Genomic DNA, 16,209 nt, shown 5'->3' with positions numbered 1-16,209 from the left:
GGGCGCAGGATGTCTAGGATGGCTTTGATTTTGGTTGGGCTGCCAGTCACTTCCACGGCATAACTCTTGGGGCTGACATCAACAACCTTACCCCGAAAGATATCGACCACGCGCAGGACTTCAGCCCGGGTAGTTGCCTCGGCCTTGATTCTGATCAAGGCCATCTCCCGTTCTACAAATTCGTGTTCGCTCATGTCCGTGACCTTAATCACGTCAATGAGTTTATGGAGTTGCTTGGTAATCTGCTCGATGATGGCGTCATCACCTCTGGTGACTAACGTCAGGCATGAAACCTCGTCCTCCAGAGTGGGGGCCACCGACAGGCTTTCAATGTTGAAGCCGCGGCCACTGAACAGTCCAGTAACCCGGGAGAGGACCCCGGGTTTATTTTGCAATAATACCGATAATGTATGTCTCATGTCGTTACCTTAGATCCGGCGAGCCGGAATAATTTTTTTGCGATCAGCCATTGCCAGAAGGCGAGTTATTCTTATTTGTCTTGGGCAGCTTTTGGATTCTTTATACCAGCAGCATTTCGGTCGTGGCCTTGCCTGCAGGGACCATGGGGTAAACACCTTCTTCCCGGCTGATTACGAAGTCCATTATTACTGTGTTGTCGGTCGCCAATGCCTCTTTGATGACATCTTCAACTTCACTGGGTTTGGTTGCTCGCAGACCGACCGCACCGTACGCTTGGGCTAGGAGAACAAAGTCAGGCGCCACATCTAAGACGGTGGCAGAGTACTGCTTATTGTAGAATAATTCCTGCCACTGACGAACCATGCCGAGGTAATTGTTGTTGAGAATGGCGATTTTTACCGGGCAACGATATTGTCTGGCAGTTGCCAGTTCCTGGATATTCATCTGGATGCTGCCGTCACCGGCAATGTCGATGACGACTTTGTTTGGGGCGGCCATCTGGGCGCCGATGGCGGCTGGAAAGCCATATCCCATAACACCCAAGCCCCCGGAGGTCATCCACTGGTTAGGCTTGTCGAATTGGTAGAACTGAGCTGCCCACATCTGATTTTGGCCGACTTCGGTACAGATAATGGCATCGCCGCCAGTTAGTTCGTGAAGTTTCTGGACCACGAATTGGGGTTTGATGACGTCAGTCTCTTCAACATAACCAAGCGGATGAGCAGTCTTCCACTCTTTGATCTGGCTCAGCCACGGCTCATGTTTAGCTGTCATGTCTTTGCTGCTGACATCTGTGGAGATATCAAACCACTTGTTCATGTCCGCAAGGGCTTTTTTGCAGTCGGCAACGATGGGTACGTGCACTTTGACGTTTTTACTAATCGAAGCCGGATCAATATCAATATGGATGATCTTGGCATGGGGTGCAAAGGCGGCGATCTTGCCGGTAACCCGGTCATCAAAGCGAGCGCCAACGGCTATCAGCATATCGCAATTGGCCACTGCCATATTGGCGTAGTAGGTGCCGTGCATTCCTAGCATGCCCAACGACAGAACATCGGTCCCGGGGAAGCCGCCGAGACCCATCAGGGTCATGGTGACGGGAATATTCAGTTTCTTGGCAAGTTCAGTAACTTCGGCGCTGGCCTTGGATGCGATGATGCCGCCGCCGATGTAGAGAACTGGTCTGTTGGCCTTGAGAATTTCACGGCAGGCTTTTTCTATCTGACCTGGGTGGGGCTCGTAGGTGGGTCGATAGGTCCGCAGCTGGATCGGTTGAGGATCAGGGAATGTCAGTTTGCTGGCCATTACGTCCTTGGGGAGGTCGACCAGTACTGGGCCTGGGCGGCCGCTGCGGGCAATGTGGAATGCCTCGCGAATCGTGGGGACCAGATCCTTGACATCTTTTACCAGGTAGTTGTGCTTGGTGCATGGACGGGTGATGCCGACGATGTCAACTTCCTGAAAGGCATCATTGCCAATAAGGCTGGTTGGCACTTGTCCGGTGAAAACTACGATCGGGATTGAGTCTAGATAAGCGGAGGCAATGCCGGTAACCGTGTTGGTTGCTCCTGGTCCAGAAGTGACGAGGGCTACGCCGACATCACCTTTAACCCTGGCATAGGCATCAGCGGCATGAACTGCTGCTTGTTCGTGCCGTACCAGGACATGGGTGATTTCTTTCTCGTGCTTCATCAACTCGTCGTAAATATCGATGACCGCCCCGCCAGGGAAGCCAAAGATACAGTCCACATTTTGTTCCTTCAGGCATTTCATTAAGGCCTGAGCGCCTGTTATCTGCATAAATCTTGTCCCAAGTAGCAATGATTAAAAGTTATTAGACTCTTCGTCCACTGACGATGGGCCTGTTTATTTTTTGAACGATACTAGTGAGTCTGATAAGTATAGCCGCAATCCAAAAGATGTCAACTATGTTGTAATATCTCGAATCCATTTTCTCTCATAGCCATGATCTTTGACAAGAGGTTAACCGATGCCTTTTATTGATAAATCGTGTAGCTACTCAGGTTAGCACAACTACTACACAGGTTAACGGTAATCAGTTATCGGTTTATGGTTAAAAGAATCATGGTTAGTCATAAATCATCGCATGATACTCAATGTCAGTGTGTACTCATCTATTGGCAGAACTCTATCCTCGTCAACTGTTAACCGTAAATCGACAACCTGAGCAGTTACTAAATCGTCACGTTATTTGTTGGTGAGATTGGGTCAGAGTCGAGGCGAGTGGGGGAAGATTCCGGCGTTAAATCCTCTGGTTAAAAAATCTCGAACAGCGGCTATCCCTTCTTGTCCAAGATCTAATGAAAAATCGTTAACATAGAGTGCGATATGGTTGGCAGTGACTTGGTCGTCAATTTCCTGCGCGTGGTTTCGTATGTATAAGGAGGCCTGGGCTGGGTTTGCATGGGCAGAGCGAAGGCTGTTACGGATAGCAGTTTCGAGTGCGGCAATGAGTTTATGTCCCAATGAGCGGCGAACTGCAATCCCGCCTAGAGGGATGGGGTGCCCGGTGGTTTTTTCCCACCAGGAGCCAAGGTCGGTGACTAACCGAAGGCCGTAGCGAGGGTAGGTGAAGCGGCTCTCGTGGATAATAACTCCGGCGCTGACATCGCCGGCAGCAACTGCCGGCATGATTTGGTCAAAGCGCATGGCAATAAGCGTCTGACATTCGGGGTAGCACAGGCGCAGGAGCATGGCTGCTGTGGTAAAGTGGCCCGGGACGGCGATGGTTTGCTTAGTGAGTTTTGATGGATCGATCTCGTCCCGACTGATCAACAAGGGCCCGCAACCACGACCGAGGGCGGCGCCGGCCATGAGCAGGGTGTATTGATCAAGGACATGGCCGAGTGCGTGGAACGAAAGTTTGGTTATATCAAGTTTTGCTTTCATTGCCCATTGATTCAAGCTTTCTACGTCAGCAAGAACTGGAGGCTGAATGAGGAATCCTGGCGTGGGGATTAGACCGGAGACTAAAGCATGGAAGATGAACGTATCGTTGGGGCAGGGCGAAAAGCCGAGGGATAATGGCTGCTGAGCTGTCATTGATTCAACTCCGGCAGCAGGCAGCTCAAGGCTTCGGCGCAACGTTGGCTTGCTTCAGCCAGACGCCAGGCGCTGAGGGCGCGATTCACCACCATATTGCTGATGGCGCGGATCTCCAGGCAGGGGAGGTGGAATTCCTGTGCTGTTCTGGCTACGGCGGCGCCTTCCATGTTTTCGCAGAGGGCGCAAAATCGTGACCTCAGCTCTTCTCCCCGGGATAAGGTGCCGCTGACCGCCATTACTGAAACGAATGGCCCCGACCATGGTTGGATTCCGTTTTTTTGCAGAGTGGCTTTGGCTCTGGTCAGCAGCGTGGGATCTAAGGGGAAATGGGTTGGGACCAGGATGGTATCAAAAGGGTGGATTCCGTCACTCTGCAAGATCCCGACATCGGCCAGGTCTTCTGTTTCTGCCAAGCAGATGTCAAGGAGGTCTGGACCGGCCCCGACAAAGGCTCCCGCTACGCCGCAGTTAATAATGGCTTGGAACGAGCCGCTGTGATGGGCGAGAAATCGTGTGAGATTGACAGCGCTCTCCAGCCAGCCAATCCCCGCGACAAAAGAGGTCCACCCTGATCTGCCGGTTAGGTGTCGGGTGATTGGTGCCATCTCTTGTTCTGTAGCCGTGACAATCAGAAACATAGGGGGCCAAGGGGAGAGTTGCTGGGGGGTAGAGATTGATTGGTGCAGTTACAGTGAGCCGTTTTAGCAGGCGCAGAGACCTTTGATGGTGTTGTCTGGGTTTAAATTAACGATGGCAGGCCGGAAGTTGACCAGTTCTTCCTCAGGATACAGGGCATAACTGACGATGATGATCAGATCTCCAACCAGCCCTTTCCTGGCTGCCGCGCCATTTAAGCAGATATGTCCAGAGCCGGGCTTGCCTTCAATGACGTAGGTGTCAAAGCGTTCACCGTTATTGATGTTGTAAACCTTTATCTTTTCGAAGGGGATCAGCCCCACTGCGTCCATCAGGGTCCGGTCAATGGTCAGGCTGCCTTCGTAATTCAGGTTGGCCTCGGTAATGGTGGCCCGGTGGAGTTTCGATTTTAACATGTAGCGCTGCATGAAGTTATTCCTCTGGGATCAGATGGTCATTGTCAATCAGTCTGGTTGAGCCGATTTTAATTGCCATGGCCAGGATTGATTGATGATCGGTCTTAGTTTGTGGAGCGAGATTGCTTTCTTGGACAATGGTAAGGTAATCGATTGTTACTGCTGGGTCGGTGGTAATTTGATCCCGCAACCGGTCAAGGATTATGCAGCAGTCCGTCATTCCTTGAGTAACCCATTGTCGCGCACTGGTCATCGCTTTGGTGAGGCAGAGGGCGGAACTTCGTTCAGTAATGGTCAAATAACGGTTTCGTGAACTTAAGGCCAGGCCGTCTGCGTCGCGGACAATAGGGTGGCCGATGATGTCGATGTCGAAATTCAGGTCCCGAACCATGGCCTTGATTGCAGCGAGTTGCTGCAGGTCCTTCTTGCCAAAGAGCGCCACAGTGGGTTTGACACTATTGAAAAGCTTGGCCACCACCGTGGTTACTCCGGTGAAATGCCCCGGCCTTGTGGCTCCGCACAGACCGTCGGTCAGTCCCTGGACTGCGACAGAGGTGGTGAAGCCTTCGGGGTAGAATAGTTGTGCCTCTGGAGCGAACAGAACGCTGGTCTTGAGAGCTGATAGGATTGCGCAGTCGTTGTCAAAGGGACGCGGGTATCGGGAGAAATCTTCGTTTGGGCCAAATTGGAGGGGGTTGACAAAGATCGACACCACAACTTCGTCCGCTCGGCGCGCAGCCTCATTGATAAGGGCTTGATGGCCCTCATGCAGGCAGCCCATGGTTGGGATCAAGGCAATTGATGCGCCTGCCTTGATCCGCTGGTTGGACCAGGCGGTCATGGCGGGCACGGTGTTGATTATTTCCATGGCGAGAGGGTAACAACCCGGATTATTGTTACTTTTTCTTGGTCAGGGTGTGGACCTTGTTTTGTGCCCACTCTTTGGTGGGGCCATCTTTAGTCTCCGGAAGATCAATGTATGACTGGTATTTGGTGCGGGCTTCATCCGGCGTGCCTTCAATCTCGGCGATTCTGGCAAGTCCCAACATTGCCTCTCCGGCGAACCCTTTGATCTCGGCTAATTTCTGGTATGTTGCTTTGGCTTTGGCTTGATCTTGTAAATTCTCGTATGCCTGAGCCAGATTGAATTGAGCTAAAGGGAAGAGTGGGTTTTCTGCAGATGTTGAAGCAAGTGTTGATTCGTAGAGAGAAGCAGCCTCTTGAAAGTTCCCCTCCTTAAATGCCAGGTGACCTTGTTCGATTATTCCCCACAGACCACTGCCACGGGTACCATACTTGGCAGAAAGGGCCTTGAGTTGGGTGATACGTTGATCATTATCAACCCTCATCGCTTGGTACAACATATCTGCTGAGCGATTTCGTTGCGTGTTCGTATATTTTCCATATCCTTCCCAGCCAAGGATTGCAATAATCGTCACAGCCAGCACAATCTGGATGGTTTTGCTGTTTTCACGGAGGAACTTGATTGCCTCCGGTGGCAGGTTCAACTCTTCAAGGATGGCTCGTTTGTCCTGAGCCATAGTGTCGGCATGTTTTTTTGAAAACACGGAATGTTCGGTCATGCTTATTCCTCTTTTTGCACCATGTTGGGCTTGCGGAATCCTGTCAAGAAGGGACTTCGTGCCAGCGGGGTTTGTTGCGTTATTTGGGGAGATGATGTGTCGGAAAACAGCTCTTAAACATACCCCTTTCAGTGTAATGATCACAACAAAAAAATGGATGAAGAGTAGAAAATTAACCTTGCCTGTTCGATGCCAGGGTCTTTCCGTTGTTGACGGTGCGATTTTATTAATGGATATGAATTGCAACTAGACTAGCAGGAAACTAATATTAGTTGGTAGTAGTGCCTATTTGTTGAAAGGATGAATGGGAGTATATTGTCTGGATCAAGATAAAGTGCGTCGGTGAAATTTCAATAAATGGGCAGCTCATGAAAAGAAGAGCAATAGCAGTAGTGTTGGCGGTTTTTTTAGGAGGGGGGACTGCTCGGGCGTCAGTAATCGATCCCCCGCATGACCAGACAAATGGAATCTCATGCGGAACTTGTCATACCTATTCGATGTGGTGGCAATATTCGCCGGTAGATAATCTGCCCGATCTTACCTATGGCGCCATTGTTAACACCCTGTGCATGACCTGTCATGATAACTCTGGTTCAGCTCCTGCTGTGGTCGGTCATAGCGCCGCCGCCATAGGTTCCGCCAAATATCATGACGGTCTCTGGACTGAGGGCTGCACGGTCTGTCACGATCCTCATCTGCAGAGCCAGCTTAGCTATGCGGCAACTGATGGCGATCAGCTGTATATCACTCGCGGGACTATCGTCAGTGTCTTTTCTGACGCCGATACTACTACCTTTGAGTATCGACTTGACCGTGCCGTTTCGCCGGCGTGGCAGGATACCGCCTCTTGGTCAGCAAAAACTGGTTCGGGACGTGGTTTGCATGTGGTTATCGATGTCGGTGATAATTTGATGGTCTTTGAAATCATGTCAGTCCAGGAGGTGCCGGATACCCTCATTACGGTTAGAGGCAACTTTGATCCATCCATGGCCGGTAAGTCTTTTGGTCTAATTTATGGGCAGCTCATCCGGAATCAGGTGCAGATTCCGAGCGGGGCGCGGAGATCAGTGAAATTTTTTGATGCAGCAACCCTGTTTACGGCTCAGGACGGCACACCGTTGGCCGGCGGTCCGGTTGATCTGAGGCCGGATCAGTTGGAGCCGCAAGGAATCTGCCAGGTGTGCCACACGGAGACCAAGTATTATCAGCCAGCCTCTGGCGGTCATTTCCAGGAGCCATGTCGGAAGTGTCATCAGCATGAGAGTGGGTTTGGTCACGCCGGTAGTGGAGCCACCGGCACAGGGTGTGAATCCTGCCACGGCCATGACAGTGGTTGGGGAGGTAACGGTCAGTTGGGAAAAGGCACGTATCAAAGCCATTCTACCCATACGGAAAATGATGCCGATGATTTGCGAGGGCCACAGCTTGCCTGTGATTCTTGTCACAACACCGCCATGTTCCCTTCCTTTAAGTCTGGAATCGATGCCAATGGCGACGGTCGAATAAGCCTTGCTGAAACCGATGTCTGCAACAGTTGTCACAGTCCTGATGGTCCCTTTGACGGGGTGAATGATTCTGTGGTCGGAGCCAAAGCCAATTGGCGCTACAATTCGTTGAAATCAGCCGGTATTTATAGCGGGGTGACTCTTGCCGCCGGTAAGGAAAAATGGTGTGTCACCTGTCACGATTCCGGGTCTTCCTCTATTCCTGCGGGATCGACTTATAAGCCTCGCGACTTTGCCGGCAATAATGCGACGTACGGTTACTATGTCTCTGGCCACGGGGCCAAAGTGGTGGAGTGCGATGGTTGTCATGACCTGTCAGTAAGCCATAATTTTGACGGGAAGCGGACCTATCGAGCTGTATTAAATAACTACCGGCAGGGGTATCGACTTAAGCGGATGCCGGATGGCAGCGAGCCTTTCCTGATTCCGGCAGCAAACGACGGATGTGGATATCGGAGCGATGACTTTAAGCTGTGTTTTTCCTGCCACGCTGAACAGGAGCTTCTCGGCCACACTAAGGGCGACGGCACGTATGAGTGTACGGTTCCCGCCCCATTGGCGAATCAGCCTTCTATACTCACCGGGTTCCGTAATGTCTCCAGCGCTGGGTATAACGGAGGGCTCAGTGATATCCCTGCCAATATCCACTGGGATCATCTGGTGGATATTCACTCGGTTTTTAGCATGTATCCTTTTTGGGATTCGGACCTGGATGGCGCCAACGACACCAAGGCCACCTGTGTCACCTGTCATAACCCCCATGGACCGGCCGGTGTGCAGATGGATCCGGTATCGGGGGAGCCTCTACCGACTGTGAGGATGACAGTGAAGTCGCTTGATATCGTAACTGGGGAGGATGCCACGGGGAGCTATGGCCAGTTTGGCCCAGAGATGAACTCTACCCGATGCTTTATGTGCCACTTTGAACCAGGCCCCAAGTACTACCGGGACGCGATTCCAGCCTTCCGAAGTCTTAGTGTTTCAGATCGATCCATGCCTGCGACGGCGATGTCAGGCTATACCAACGAGCGGCTGGTTAAGGTAAGTTTTGATGTGACGACCTCCGATCCTGCTGAGATGCGTCTGGCTGAGCAGATGTTTACGGACGAGACCACTGGCTGGATATCGCTTCCTAGAACATTGACTGATCCTTCAAGGATTACGGAGTTTGCCATTACCTCTCCGAATGAGGGGTCAAAGACCATCTATGCCCAGATCAGAAATGCGACTGGCGTATCGCCGGTGTTGAACAAATCCATTGTGCTCGATACCATTCCTCCAGTTGTTCCGGAAAACTCTCTTGTCGCTCCCAATGGCGGGGAGAACTGGCAGGTCGGCACTACCCAGGGTATCCGTTATGCTCAGTTGGCCGGATCGGATGTCAATCTTGCCACGTGTGCGATTACCCTGGATCTGTCAACAGATGGTGGCACAACCTACCCTCAACGCCTTCCGTATGTGTATTGCTTCTGGTCACCCGTAAATAATTGGCTAGTGTCCAACTCGCCGGGTCAGGAGGCGAAGATCCGCATGACGGTCACAGACAAGGCGGGCAATAGAGGTCATGACGCCTCAGACGAAAATTTCAACATTGTGCCTTGATGAATGAAAAGTTTTTAGTTTCCTTGGGTTGAGTTTTCAGGTTGTCAGTTGTCGGTTTACGGCAGGCAGGGTATTGCTAAGTCAGATCTCCTTACACACAGCACATGTTTTCGATCAAAGATCTGTCCGAGGAGCTTGTCGGGCTTAGGCATAAATCAGCCAACCGTAAACCGATAACCGACAACCAGCAACTCACGTTGTTACGTTGTGATTGGTTTTATGGAATCGGTATTGTCTCCTCTCTGTTTGGGACCAACATCTCATCCCATTGGGTGGAGTTGAAGCGTTTCTCCTGCCAGCCGTAAAGCACCGGGATTACGACCAAGGTTAGCAGGGTGGAGGTGATGATCCCGCCCATGACCACCACAGCCAGTGGTTTTTGGATGTCGGCGCCGGAGCCTGTGGCGTAGAGCATGGGCAGATGGCCGATGAAGCTGGTCAGCGCTGTCATCAGGAGTGGACGGAAACGGAGACGGCAGCCTTCACGGATGGTGTCATCAATGGTTTGACCCTTGTCGCGCAACTGTCGGAAAAAGGCGATAAGCACCACCCCGTTTTGTACCGCAATCCCCAGCAGACAGATAAAGGCCACTGCCGCAGATACCGAGAGCGGCATATTCCAGGCCCGGATGGCAAGGATACCGCCTACCAAAGCAAAGGGCAGGTTTAAGATTACCAGTAGTGAGTCCCTGAGGTTGCCAAGCGCCATGAACAGCAGGCAGAAGATGAGAAAGAGCGCGGCTGGTACGACAATGGTGAGGCGCCGCATGGCCCGTTGCTGATTTTCAAATTGGCCTCCATATTCGAGGAAATAACCAGTGGGGAGTTCTTTTTCTATACCGTCTAGTTTTTCCTGGGCATCGGCCACGAAGCTCCCCAGATCCCGCCCTCTAATGTTGACCTCGGCAGCCACGCGGCGCATCCCATTTTCTCGGCCAATTTGTGCCGGTCCTTCTACAGTGGTAATTTGCGCCACTTGGCCTAAGCGAATGGGCTCGCCTAAGGCCCCCCGGATGAGCAGTTTTTCCAGGGAGTCAAGGTCCATTCGGTCTTTTTCTGCAAGGCGGACTACTGTCGCGGTGCGCATGGGACCTTCCACAATCCGTGTTGCTTCGCGTCCGGCCAAGGCAATCTCGATGGCCTCGTTGACATCACCGGCATTGACGCCGTAGCGGGCAAGCATCGTACGGTCGTAGGAAATTTCGATCTGTTCCATGCCTGAAACCTGCTCCACTTTAACATCCCGAGCCCCTTCCAGTCCGCTGAGGATGGCGGCGACGCGGTCGGCGTACCCCTTTAGTTTTTCCAAATCCTCGCCATAGACTTTGACCGCAAGGTCGCTCTTAACCCCGGAGATCAGCTCGTTGACCCTGAGAGCGATGGGTTGGGAGAATGAAAGGCGGATGCCGGGGATGGAGGAGAGTTCCCGGTTCATGCCTTCGATCAGTTCGGCTTTGCTGCGGCCTGAGGTCCACTCTTTTTTTGGTTTCAGCATGATGAAGAAGTCTGTTTGTTCAGGTCCCATCGGGTCTTCCGATATCTCGGCCCGACCGGTTTTGCTGATCACCGTCGAGACCTCAGGGAAGGAGGCGAGCAGCCGTTTTTCAACAAAGCTGCTGACCGAGACCGAGCCATCCAGCGAGGCGTTGGGAAGGCGCACAGCATTGACTGCGATGGCCCCTTCATCCAGGTGGGGCATGAATTCGGTGCCGATGCCGGAAATGGCCCAGCCAGCGGCGGCAAGGGACATCGTGGCGATGGTCATGGTCACGACCCCGTGACGCCTGGCTCCGGAAAGAAGGGACATGTATCCACGGTTTAAGGCCCGGATGAACCAGAACTCTTTTTCCGGGGTCTGGCTGAGGATCAGGGTCGAAAGGACCGGAACCGCGGTCAGCGCCACGACTAAAGAAACAAGGATGGCGATGATCATGGTCGAGGCAAGGGGCAGAAACATTTTGCCTTCAATTCCTTGGAGGGAAAAGAGCGGCACCATGACAATGGCGATGATCATGATCGAGAACGCAACTGGCCTGGCGACTTCAGCGACGGCCACGGCGGCTATCCTGTTTTTCATGGATTTTTCTGGATTTTCAGCGAAGTGGCGGCGCATATTTTCAACGATGACGATGGCTGCATCAACCACCATGCCAACTGAAAAGGCGAGTCCGCCCAGACTCATCAGGTTCGAGCTGATATCGAGTCTGCCCATGATCAGAAAGGTCACCAGGAAGGTGAGCGGGAGGGTTAAGACCACAATCAGCGCGGTTCGCAGTTCGGCCAGGAAGAGGAAAAGGACCAGGATGACCAGAACACCGCCTTCGATGAGGGCATCGGCAACGGTCTTGATGCAGGCCTCGATCAGTTCGGTGCGGTCGTAAAAGATGTTGATCATCGCCCCCTTGGGCAGGCTCTTCTGGATTCGGGGAATGGCGTTTTTTACTCGGGTGACGACATCTTTCGAGTTCTCCCCCCGAAGCATGATGACCATGCCGGCTACCGCCTCACCGTGACCATCCCGGGTGACCGCACCCTGCCGGGCTTGAGGGCCGATGGTGATATTGGCGACATCATGGATATGCACCGAGGTGCCGTCATGGGATTTGAGCACGATGCCGCCAATGTCATCTGGTCCGGTAAGCTGGCCTAAACCTCGGACATAGGTCTGCTCCCAACCTCGGACAATGAAGCCGCCGGCGGCGTTGGCGTTGTTTTTCTCCAGGGCCTCCACCACTTCTCGCAGACTGATCCCATACTTAAGCAGAGACTCCTGGTCGACCAGGACATGGTACTGTCGGACATAGCCGCCGAAGCTGTTTACCTCATTGACTCCGGGAATGGGCCTGAGTTGGGGGCTGATCAGTGCATCCTGGAGGCGGCGGAGTTCCATGGCGTCCATGCCGTCACCTTCCAGAGTGTATTGGAAGATCTCACCTAAGCCGGTGCTGATGGGGCCGAGTTCCGGTTCGGCAAAGGAGGGCAGATGTTCACGGGCGTTTGCTAGACGTTCGAAGATCTGCTGTCTGGCAAAGTAGATATCAGTATTGTCCTCAAAGACTACAATGACCTGCGACAGTCCCGCTTTGGAGAGGGATCGGACTTGGATGACCTTGGGCACGCCGCCCATCTGTTGTTCGATGGGATAGGTGATCTGTTGTTCCACATCTACTGTGGAGAGCCCTGGCGCTTCGGTCAGGATCATGACCTGGACGTTGGTTACGTCAGGGAAGGCGTCGATAGGGAGTCGGGTCCAGGCTACCCAGCCGGCAAGAGCAAAAATTGCAGTTAGGGTGAGAGTCACCCAGCGGCGGGCAAGGAGGATATTGATGAATCGTTCCATGGCAGCGCCCCCTTAATCCGCGCAACCGGCGCCCATCTTGCCGCGCAGGACGTCGCTCTTCAGCAGAAAAGAGCCATCGGTGATAATTTTTTGCTCCGGCGTGATGCCGGAGGTAATCTCCACCATATCGTCAAAACGCTGACCGAGGGTAACCGGCCGTCTCACCCAGAACTCACCTTCTTTGTGGGTGAAGACGAAGGTTCGCCCCTCGTCGGCCAGCACCGCCACCTTGGGTACGGCGATGGATTCTCCTTTGGCAGGAAGAAGCAGGTTGACCGAGACGAACATGCCCGGCTTGAGCAGTCCCTCGCTGTTGTTGACGCTGAATCGCGCTTTGGCTGTGCGAGTTTCTTCACTCATGCGTCCGGCGATGGTGTCTAGTTGTCCTATGAAACTCCGGCCCATGGCATCAATCCTGGCTTCTCCGGCAGACGCGGAGGAAATGTGGGGTAAGTCGGTTTCCTTTAAGTCGGCTAAGACCCAGATTGTATCAAGGTCTGAAATCGTCAGCAGTTCTTTACCGGTCTCTGCGTGTTCACCCGGGGTGGCGTGGCCCTCAATTATGGTGCCTGTCCTTGAAGCGCGGACCACCACACGTCCGTTGAGGGCAGTCGACCCGCTTTTGGTCGAGATGTTCTCGATTTCTGTTGTGGAAAGGCCCAGGCGCAGGAGTCGGCCACGGGCGGTGGCGATCTCGGTCTCTGCCTCGGCTTGTTTGGCTTGAGCTTCCTGGACTTCGACTTCGGCTGCGACCTTTCGCGAAAACAACAGCGCTTCGCGTTCTGCAACTTTGCGGGCAAGGGTAAGTCCGGCCAGAGCTTTGAGGTAGTTGCTTTTGGCTTCGGCGACTTCGGTGCTGTCGACTTCAAAAAGCGGGTCGCTAGTTGTGACTTTTATCCCTGGTTTTGCGAAACTGCGGGTGATCAGACCGGTCAAGGGGCTTGCCATGTGCACGGTGCGGGTTTCATCGAGTTGCACCTCTCCTGTCATGGCTCGTTCCTCGTGGGAGCTGTGACGTTTTGTAGGAAAACCGGTGCGAACCAGGCCTTGGTCACCCAGCAGGACGGCGTCAAGCTTGACCATGCCGATCTCGTAACGGCACTCGTCGCACTCGTGTTGAGGTATATTGTGTTCGCAACTGGCGGCCCACATCTCATCAACTGGCCGGTCCAGATCGGAACCTTCCGCACCGTGATCATGACCGTCGTGGCCACTTTCTTCTTTGGCATGTCCGTGCTCATCGACTTTTTCGTCATGGCTGGCGGCTGCTTGCGGATGCTCTTCATGGTGGTCTTCTTCATGTCCATGGGCGGCTTCTTCGGAAGGGGCAGTCGACGTCCCGGTTGGAGGTGACGTCTGTTCAGGCTTTTGATGCACGCGGCTGGCAAAGAAAAAACCTCCGGCCCCGGCAAGAGCGGTCAGTAGTGCGATGAAGATGATCAAGAGAGTTGTTTTGGTTTTGCTCATGGTGTGCTCCTGTGGTCAGAGGCCGATAGTTTTTTTGGTGAAAATTCAGAGAGTGAAGGTTTGCCGAGCAGACGGTCGAGGGTGATTGCACTCCGGTTGAGCTCGAGGAGCGCATCCAGGTGGCGGGCTTTTATCTCTACCTGGTTTTGAAAGGCCTCTAACACATCGCTGTAGCGGAATTTTCCGTAACGAAATCCTTCGCGGACCGCCTCGGCGGCCTCAGCAGAGCGGCTCAGAACTTGGCTCCGCAAGGTGCGCACCTCTCTGTCTGCCGCGACAAGGAGAGTGTGGGCCTTGATTAGTTCCATGTGTAGTCGGCGAGTGGTGTTGTCCTGATTGGCGCTTGCCTTCTGCGCTGAGGCATTGGCTGCGGCAAGCGCTGTTTGATTGCGCTGAAAGAGCGGCAGGGGGATGGAGATCCCCACTGCGACGGCGCGGGCATCTTTGTCTGGAATGTCGCGAATAGCAAGGGATACAGCAGGGTTTGCCCATGAGTTGGCCTGCTCCAGTGACAGGTCGGCTGCGGCGCGCTGCGTCTCGCTCCGGGCAAGGGTAAGTATGGGGGAGGTGTTGATTCCTTCGAGCAGTGTAAGCTTATCTGGAATGGCAACCTCCTGTGGAAGGTGTTCGGTCGTGTCTACCGTTACCTCATCTGCCAGCAGCACTGAAGCAAGATTAAGTTCCGCCTCGGTCAAAAGGCGTTCGAATCTCTGAGTGTCTGCCATGGCCCCGGCTTTTCTTGCCTCGGCCCGTATCTCCTCAGTGACAGCGAGTTCACCGGCGGCAACCCGTTCGTGGGTGATGCTTGCCAGTTCCAAGACGATTTGTTCCGCTTCATGTTGCAGCACAAGCTTTTCTCTGGCTCCAAGTACTGCCAAGAAGGCCATTCGGACCTCGGCGGCAATCTCGAGCCAGACAGCAGTCTGCTCGTGTTGAAGTCGAAGTGTTTCAGCCTGGCTGCGGATTTTTCTGGCTGCTGGCTTGCCGCCAATTTCAATGGGTTGACTGAGTGAGATCGTGGTCTCTCTGACATCGTCTGTGGGTAAATCGCCACCCAAGTTGTCCCATTCCACACCCAGTTCAGGATTGGGAGGGAGACTGGCGTTTGTTAGGGTGATTGCAGCGACATCAAGGTCGGCGTCAAGAGCTTTTAGTTCTGATCTGTTGCGGGCGGCAAGGTTGAGCGCTTCATTAAGGGTCACGCCGCCAGAGGCGGTAGAGGTGAGGGTGTCGGCAGCCAGGAGTGGGGGGGCAGTACAAAAAATTCCGACCAAGAAAATTAGGGCGTGTAGGGCGAATCGTTGGATACGCATAGATAAGTCCTCCTGAGAGAGGGGGGATGATAAATGGTGGTGGTCGTGTTGTCGAGTACAAGGGCAGACAACCGGTGTTTCAGGATTTTTCTTGGTGAGTTCCGCTGACGATCAGAGGTGGTAGCAGTTGGCGGAGTCCAAGGATGAGGATATCAAATCAGGAGGATGACGCTGTGCAGGGATTGGAGTTGGGGCGGAGGAACGACAGGGATGTTGCAGGGAAACTTCTGTTGAGTCGAGAAGAGGGTGGTTGGCGGTCCCAAAGAGACCATGGCGAAGGGAGGAAGTTTGGTGATACTTCTATTTCTCTGATGGTGATGTGAGGTGACTCCTTGCAGAGACACATCCAGGCAGTGATTTTGGTCTGCCACCTGCTTGATCAGGTTATGGTCTTTTGTAACACCACAGGAAAAATGACTTTGCTCCAAGTGTATCTCGCCGTTCGGCATCAGGCAGAGGCTTGTTCTGCTGCCCACCCCAGCCAAGAGGAAGCTGAGAATGAGAAGGGAGAGCAGGCAGTTTATCTGGGGTGTTTTCTGCCGCATTGTTATCGGATCACTATGGGGTTAATGAAATAACAGCAGGAGAGTGAAGGTGTATTTGAATATCATCTGGTAGTGGCAGTAATTGTAGGGGTAATTGTTAATCGATACTTTTCAGAGAATGATTGCCCTTTGGTAGACTCTATTAACTGTTAACTGTCTCCGACACATAGATTCCCTGATCTGTTGACGTGAAAAATAGCACTCGTTGATCCGGATGTCAATTTAAAGCGGCAATACTGAGTGCTAGGAGCCTGTCGGACTTAGAGAATCGTAGCGAAAATTCGTAAAATTGTGACCAGATATTCATGAATTT

At 53.1% G+C, this 16,209-nt stretch carries 13 protein-coding genes; 3 read left to right on the top strand and 10 right to left on the bottom strand.

Features of this window, described 5'->3' with window-relative positions; all coding sequences use genetic code 11:
• The 7 genes from ilvN to FP815_12730 all read right to left on the bottom strand — a co-directional run.
• Positions 1–419, bottom strand: a 419-nt coding sequence (ilvN, locus tag FP815_12760) for an acetolactate synthase small subunit (GenBank protein ID MBA3015799.1), incomplete at its 3' end; no start/stop codon positions are given.
• A gap of 100 nt (positions 420–519) precedes the next feature.
• On the bottom strand, positions 520–2,223 hold the full coding sequence (gene ilvB / locus FP815_12755; GenBank protein ID MBA3015798.1) for a biosynthetic-type acetolactate synthase large subunit: 1,704 nt from the start codon (positions 2,221–2,223) through the stop codon (positions 520–522).
• Positions 2,224–2,652: 429 nt separating this feature from the next.
• Complete coding sequence (locus FP815_12750) at positions 2,653–3,486, bottom strand: 1,4-dihydroxy-6-naphthoate synthase (GenBank protein MBA3015797.1); 834 nt, start codon at positions 3,484–3,486, stop codon at positions 2,653–2,655.
• Positions 3,483–4,127: a futalosine hydrolase gene (gene mqnB / locus FP815_12745; protein ID MBA3015796.1), complete on the bottom strand. Its 645-nt coding sequence runs from the start codon at positions 4,125–4,127 to the stop codon at positions 3,483–3,485. Before mqnB ends, FP815_12750 begins: the two co-directional genes overlap by 4 nt.
• Positions 4,128–4,190: 63 nt before the next feature.
• Positions 4,191–4,553: an aspartate 1-decarboxylase gene (locus tag FP815_12740; GenBank protein ID MBA3015795.1), complete on the bottom strand. Its 363-nt coding sequence runs from the start codon at positions 4,551–4,553 to the stop codon at positions 4,191–4,193.
• A 4-nt stretch (positions 4,554–4,557) separates the two neighbouring features.
• Positions 4,558–5,409 (bottom strand): pantoate--beta-alanine ligase, encoded by an 852-nt coding sequence (locus FP815_12735; protein ID MBA3015794.1) that lies wholly within the window; start codon positions 5,407–5,409, stop codon positions 4,558–4,560.
• Positions 5,410–5,437: 28 nt separating this feature from the next.
• Positions 5,438–6,124 (bottom strand): tetratricopeptide repeat protein, encoded by a 687-nt coding sequence (locus FP815_12730; GenBank protein MBA3015793.1) that lies wholly within the window; start codon positions 6,122–6,124, stop codon positions 5,438–5,440.
• A 368-nt stretch (positions 6,125–6,492) separates the two neighbouring features.
• Between FP815_12730 and FP815_12725 the strand changes: the two genes are divergently transcribed.
• Entirely contained in the window at positions 6,493–9,231 is a 2,739-nt protein-coding gene (locus FP815_12725; GenBank protein MBA3015792.1) for a hypothetical protein, read from the top strand.
• Between the two features lie 217 nt (positions 9,232–9,448).
• Here the strand turns inward: FP815_12725 and FP815_12720 are convergent, their stop codons facing one another.
• Genes FP815_12720 through FP815_12710 form a run of 3 tightly spaced genes read right to left on the bottom strand, consistent with a single transcriptional unit; the run spans position 9,449 to position 15,351 of the window.
• Positions 9,449–12,571, bottom strand: coding sequence for an efflux RND transporter permease subunit (locus tag FP815_12720; GenBank protein ID MBA3015791.1), 3,123 nt, complete (start codon positions 12,569–12,571; stop codon positions 9,449–9,451).
• A 12-nt stretch (positions 12,572–12,583) separates the two neighbouring features.
• The gene (locus FP815_12715) at positions 12,584–14,038 is read right to left on the bottom strand and encodes an efflux RND transporter periplasmic adaptor subunit (GenBank protein MBA3015790.1); all 1,455 of its coding nucleotides are present in this window, start codon (positions 14,036–14,038) and stop codon (positions 12,584–12,586) included.
• Positions 14,035–15,351, bottom strand: coding sequence for a TolC family protein (locus tag FP815_12710; protein ID MBA3015789.1), 1,317 nt, complete (start codon positions 15,349–15,351; stop codon positions 14,035–14,037). The genes FP815_12715 and FP815_12710 overlap by 4 nt, the downstream gene beginning before the upstream one ends.
• Positions 15,352–15,494: 143 nt before the next feature.
• On the opposite strand from FP815_12710, the gene FP815_12705 reads away from it, so the two are divergent.
• Complete coding sequence (locus tag FP815_12705) at positions 15,495–15,674, top strand: hypothetical protein (GenBank protein ID MBA3015788.1); 180 nt, start codon at positions 15,495–15,497, stop codon at positions 15,672–15,674.
• A gap of 9 nt (positions 15,675–15,683) precedes the next feature.
• The gene (locus FP815_12700; GenBank protein ID MBA3015787.1) at positions 15,684–15,929 is read left to right on the top strand and encodes a hypothetical protein; all 246 of its coding nucleotides are present in this window, start codon (positions 15,684–15,686) and stop codon (positions 15,927–15,929) included.
• Positions 15,930–16,209: the final 280 nt, after the last annotated feature.

This window comes from Desulfobulbaceae bacterium (assembly GCA_013792005.1).
GTDB lineage: Bacteria > Desulfobacterota > Desulfobulbia > Desulfobulbales > VMSU01 > VMSU01.
The sequence above is the reverse complement of the archived record's forward strand: the minus strand, read 5'-3'. Positions and strand labels throughout refer to the sequence as shown.

What these genes read in the sequence shown, in the direction of transcription:
- ilvB (MBA3015798.1), bottom strand. Translation starts at nt 2,223, where the DNA reads ATGCAGATAACAGGCGCTCAGGCCTTAATGAAATGCCTGAAGGAACAA.
- FP815_12750 (MBA3015797.1), bottom strand. Translation starts at nt 3,486, where the DNA reads ATGACAGCTCAGCAGCCATTATCCCTCGGCTTTTCGCCCTGCCCCAAC.
- mqnB (MBA3015796.1), bottom strand. Translation starts at nt 4,127, where the DNA reads ATGTTTCTGATTGTCACGGCTACAGAACAAGAGATGGCACCAATCACC.
- FP815_12740 (MBA3015795.1), bottom strand. Translation starts at nt 4,553, where the DNA reads ATGCAGCGCTACATGTTAAAATCGAAACTCCACCGGGCCACCATTACC.
- FP815_12735 (MBA3015794.1), bottom strand. Translation starts at nt 5,409, where the DNA reads ATGGAAATAATCAACACCGTGCCCGCCATGACCGCCTGGTCCAACCAG.
- FP815_12730 (MBA3015793.1), bottom strand. Translation starts at nt 6,124, where the DNA reads ATGACCGAACATTCCGTGTTTTCAAAAAAACATGCCGACACTATGGCT.
- FP815_12725 (MBA3015792.1), top strand. Translation starts at nt 6,493, where the DNA reads ATGAAAAGAAGAGCAATAGCAGTAGTGTTGGCGGTTTTTTTAGGAGGG.
- FP815_12720 (MBA3015791.1), bottom strand. Translation starts at nt 12,571, where the DNA reads ATGGAACGATTCATCAATATCCTCCTTGCCCGCCGCTGGGTGACTCTC.
- FP815_12715 (MBA3015790.1), bottom strand. Translation starts at nt 14,038, where the DNA reads ATGAGCAAAACCAAAACAACTCTCTTGATCATCTTCATCGCACTACTG.
- FP815_12710 (MBA3015789.1), bottom strand. Translation starts at nt 15,351, where the DNA reads ATGCGTATCCAACGATTCGCCCTACACGCCCTAATTTTCTTGGTCGGA.
- FP815_12705 (MBA3015788.1), top strand. Translation starts at nt 15,495, where the DNA reads ATGAGGATATCAAATCAGGAGGATGACGCTGTGCAGGGATTGGAGTTG.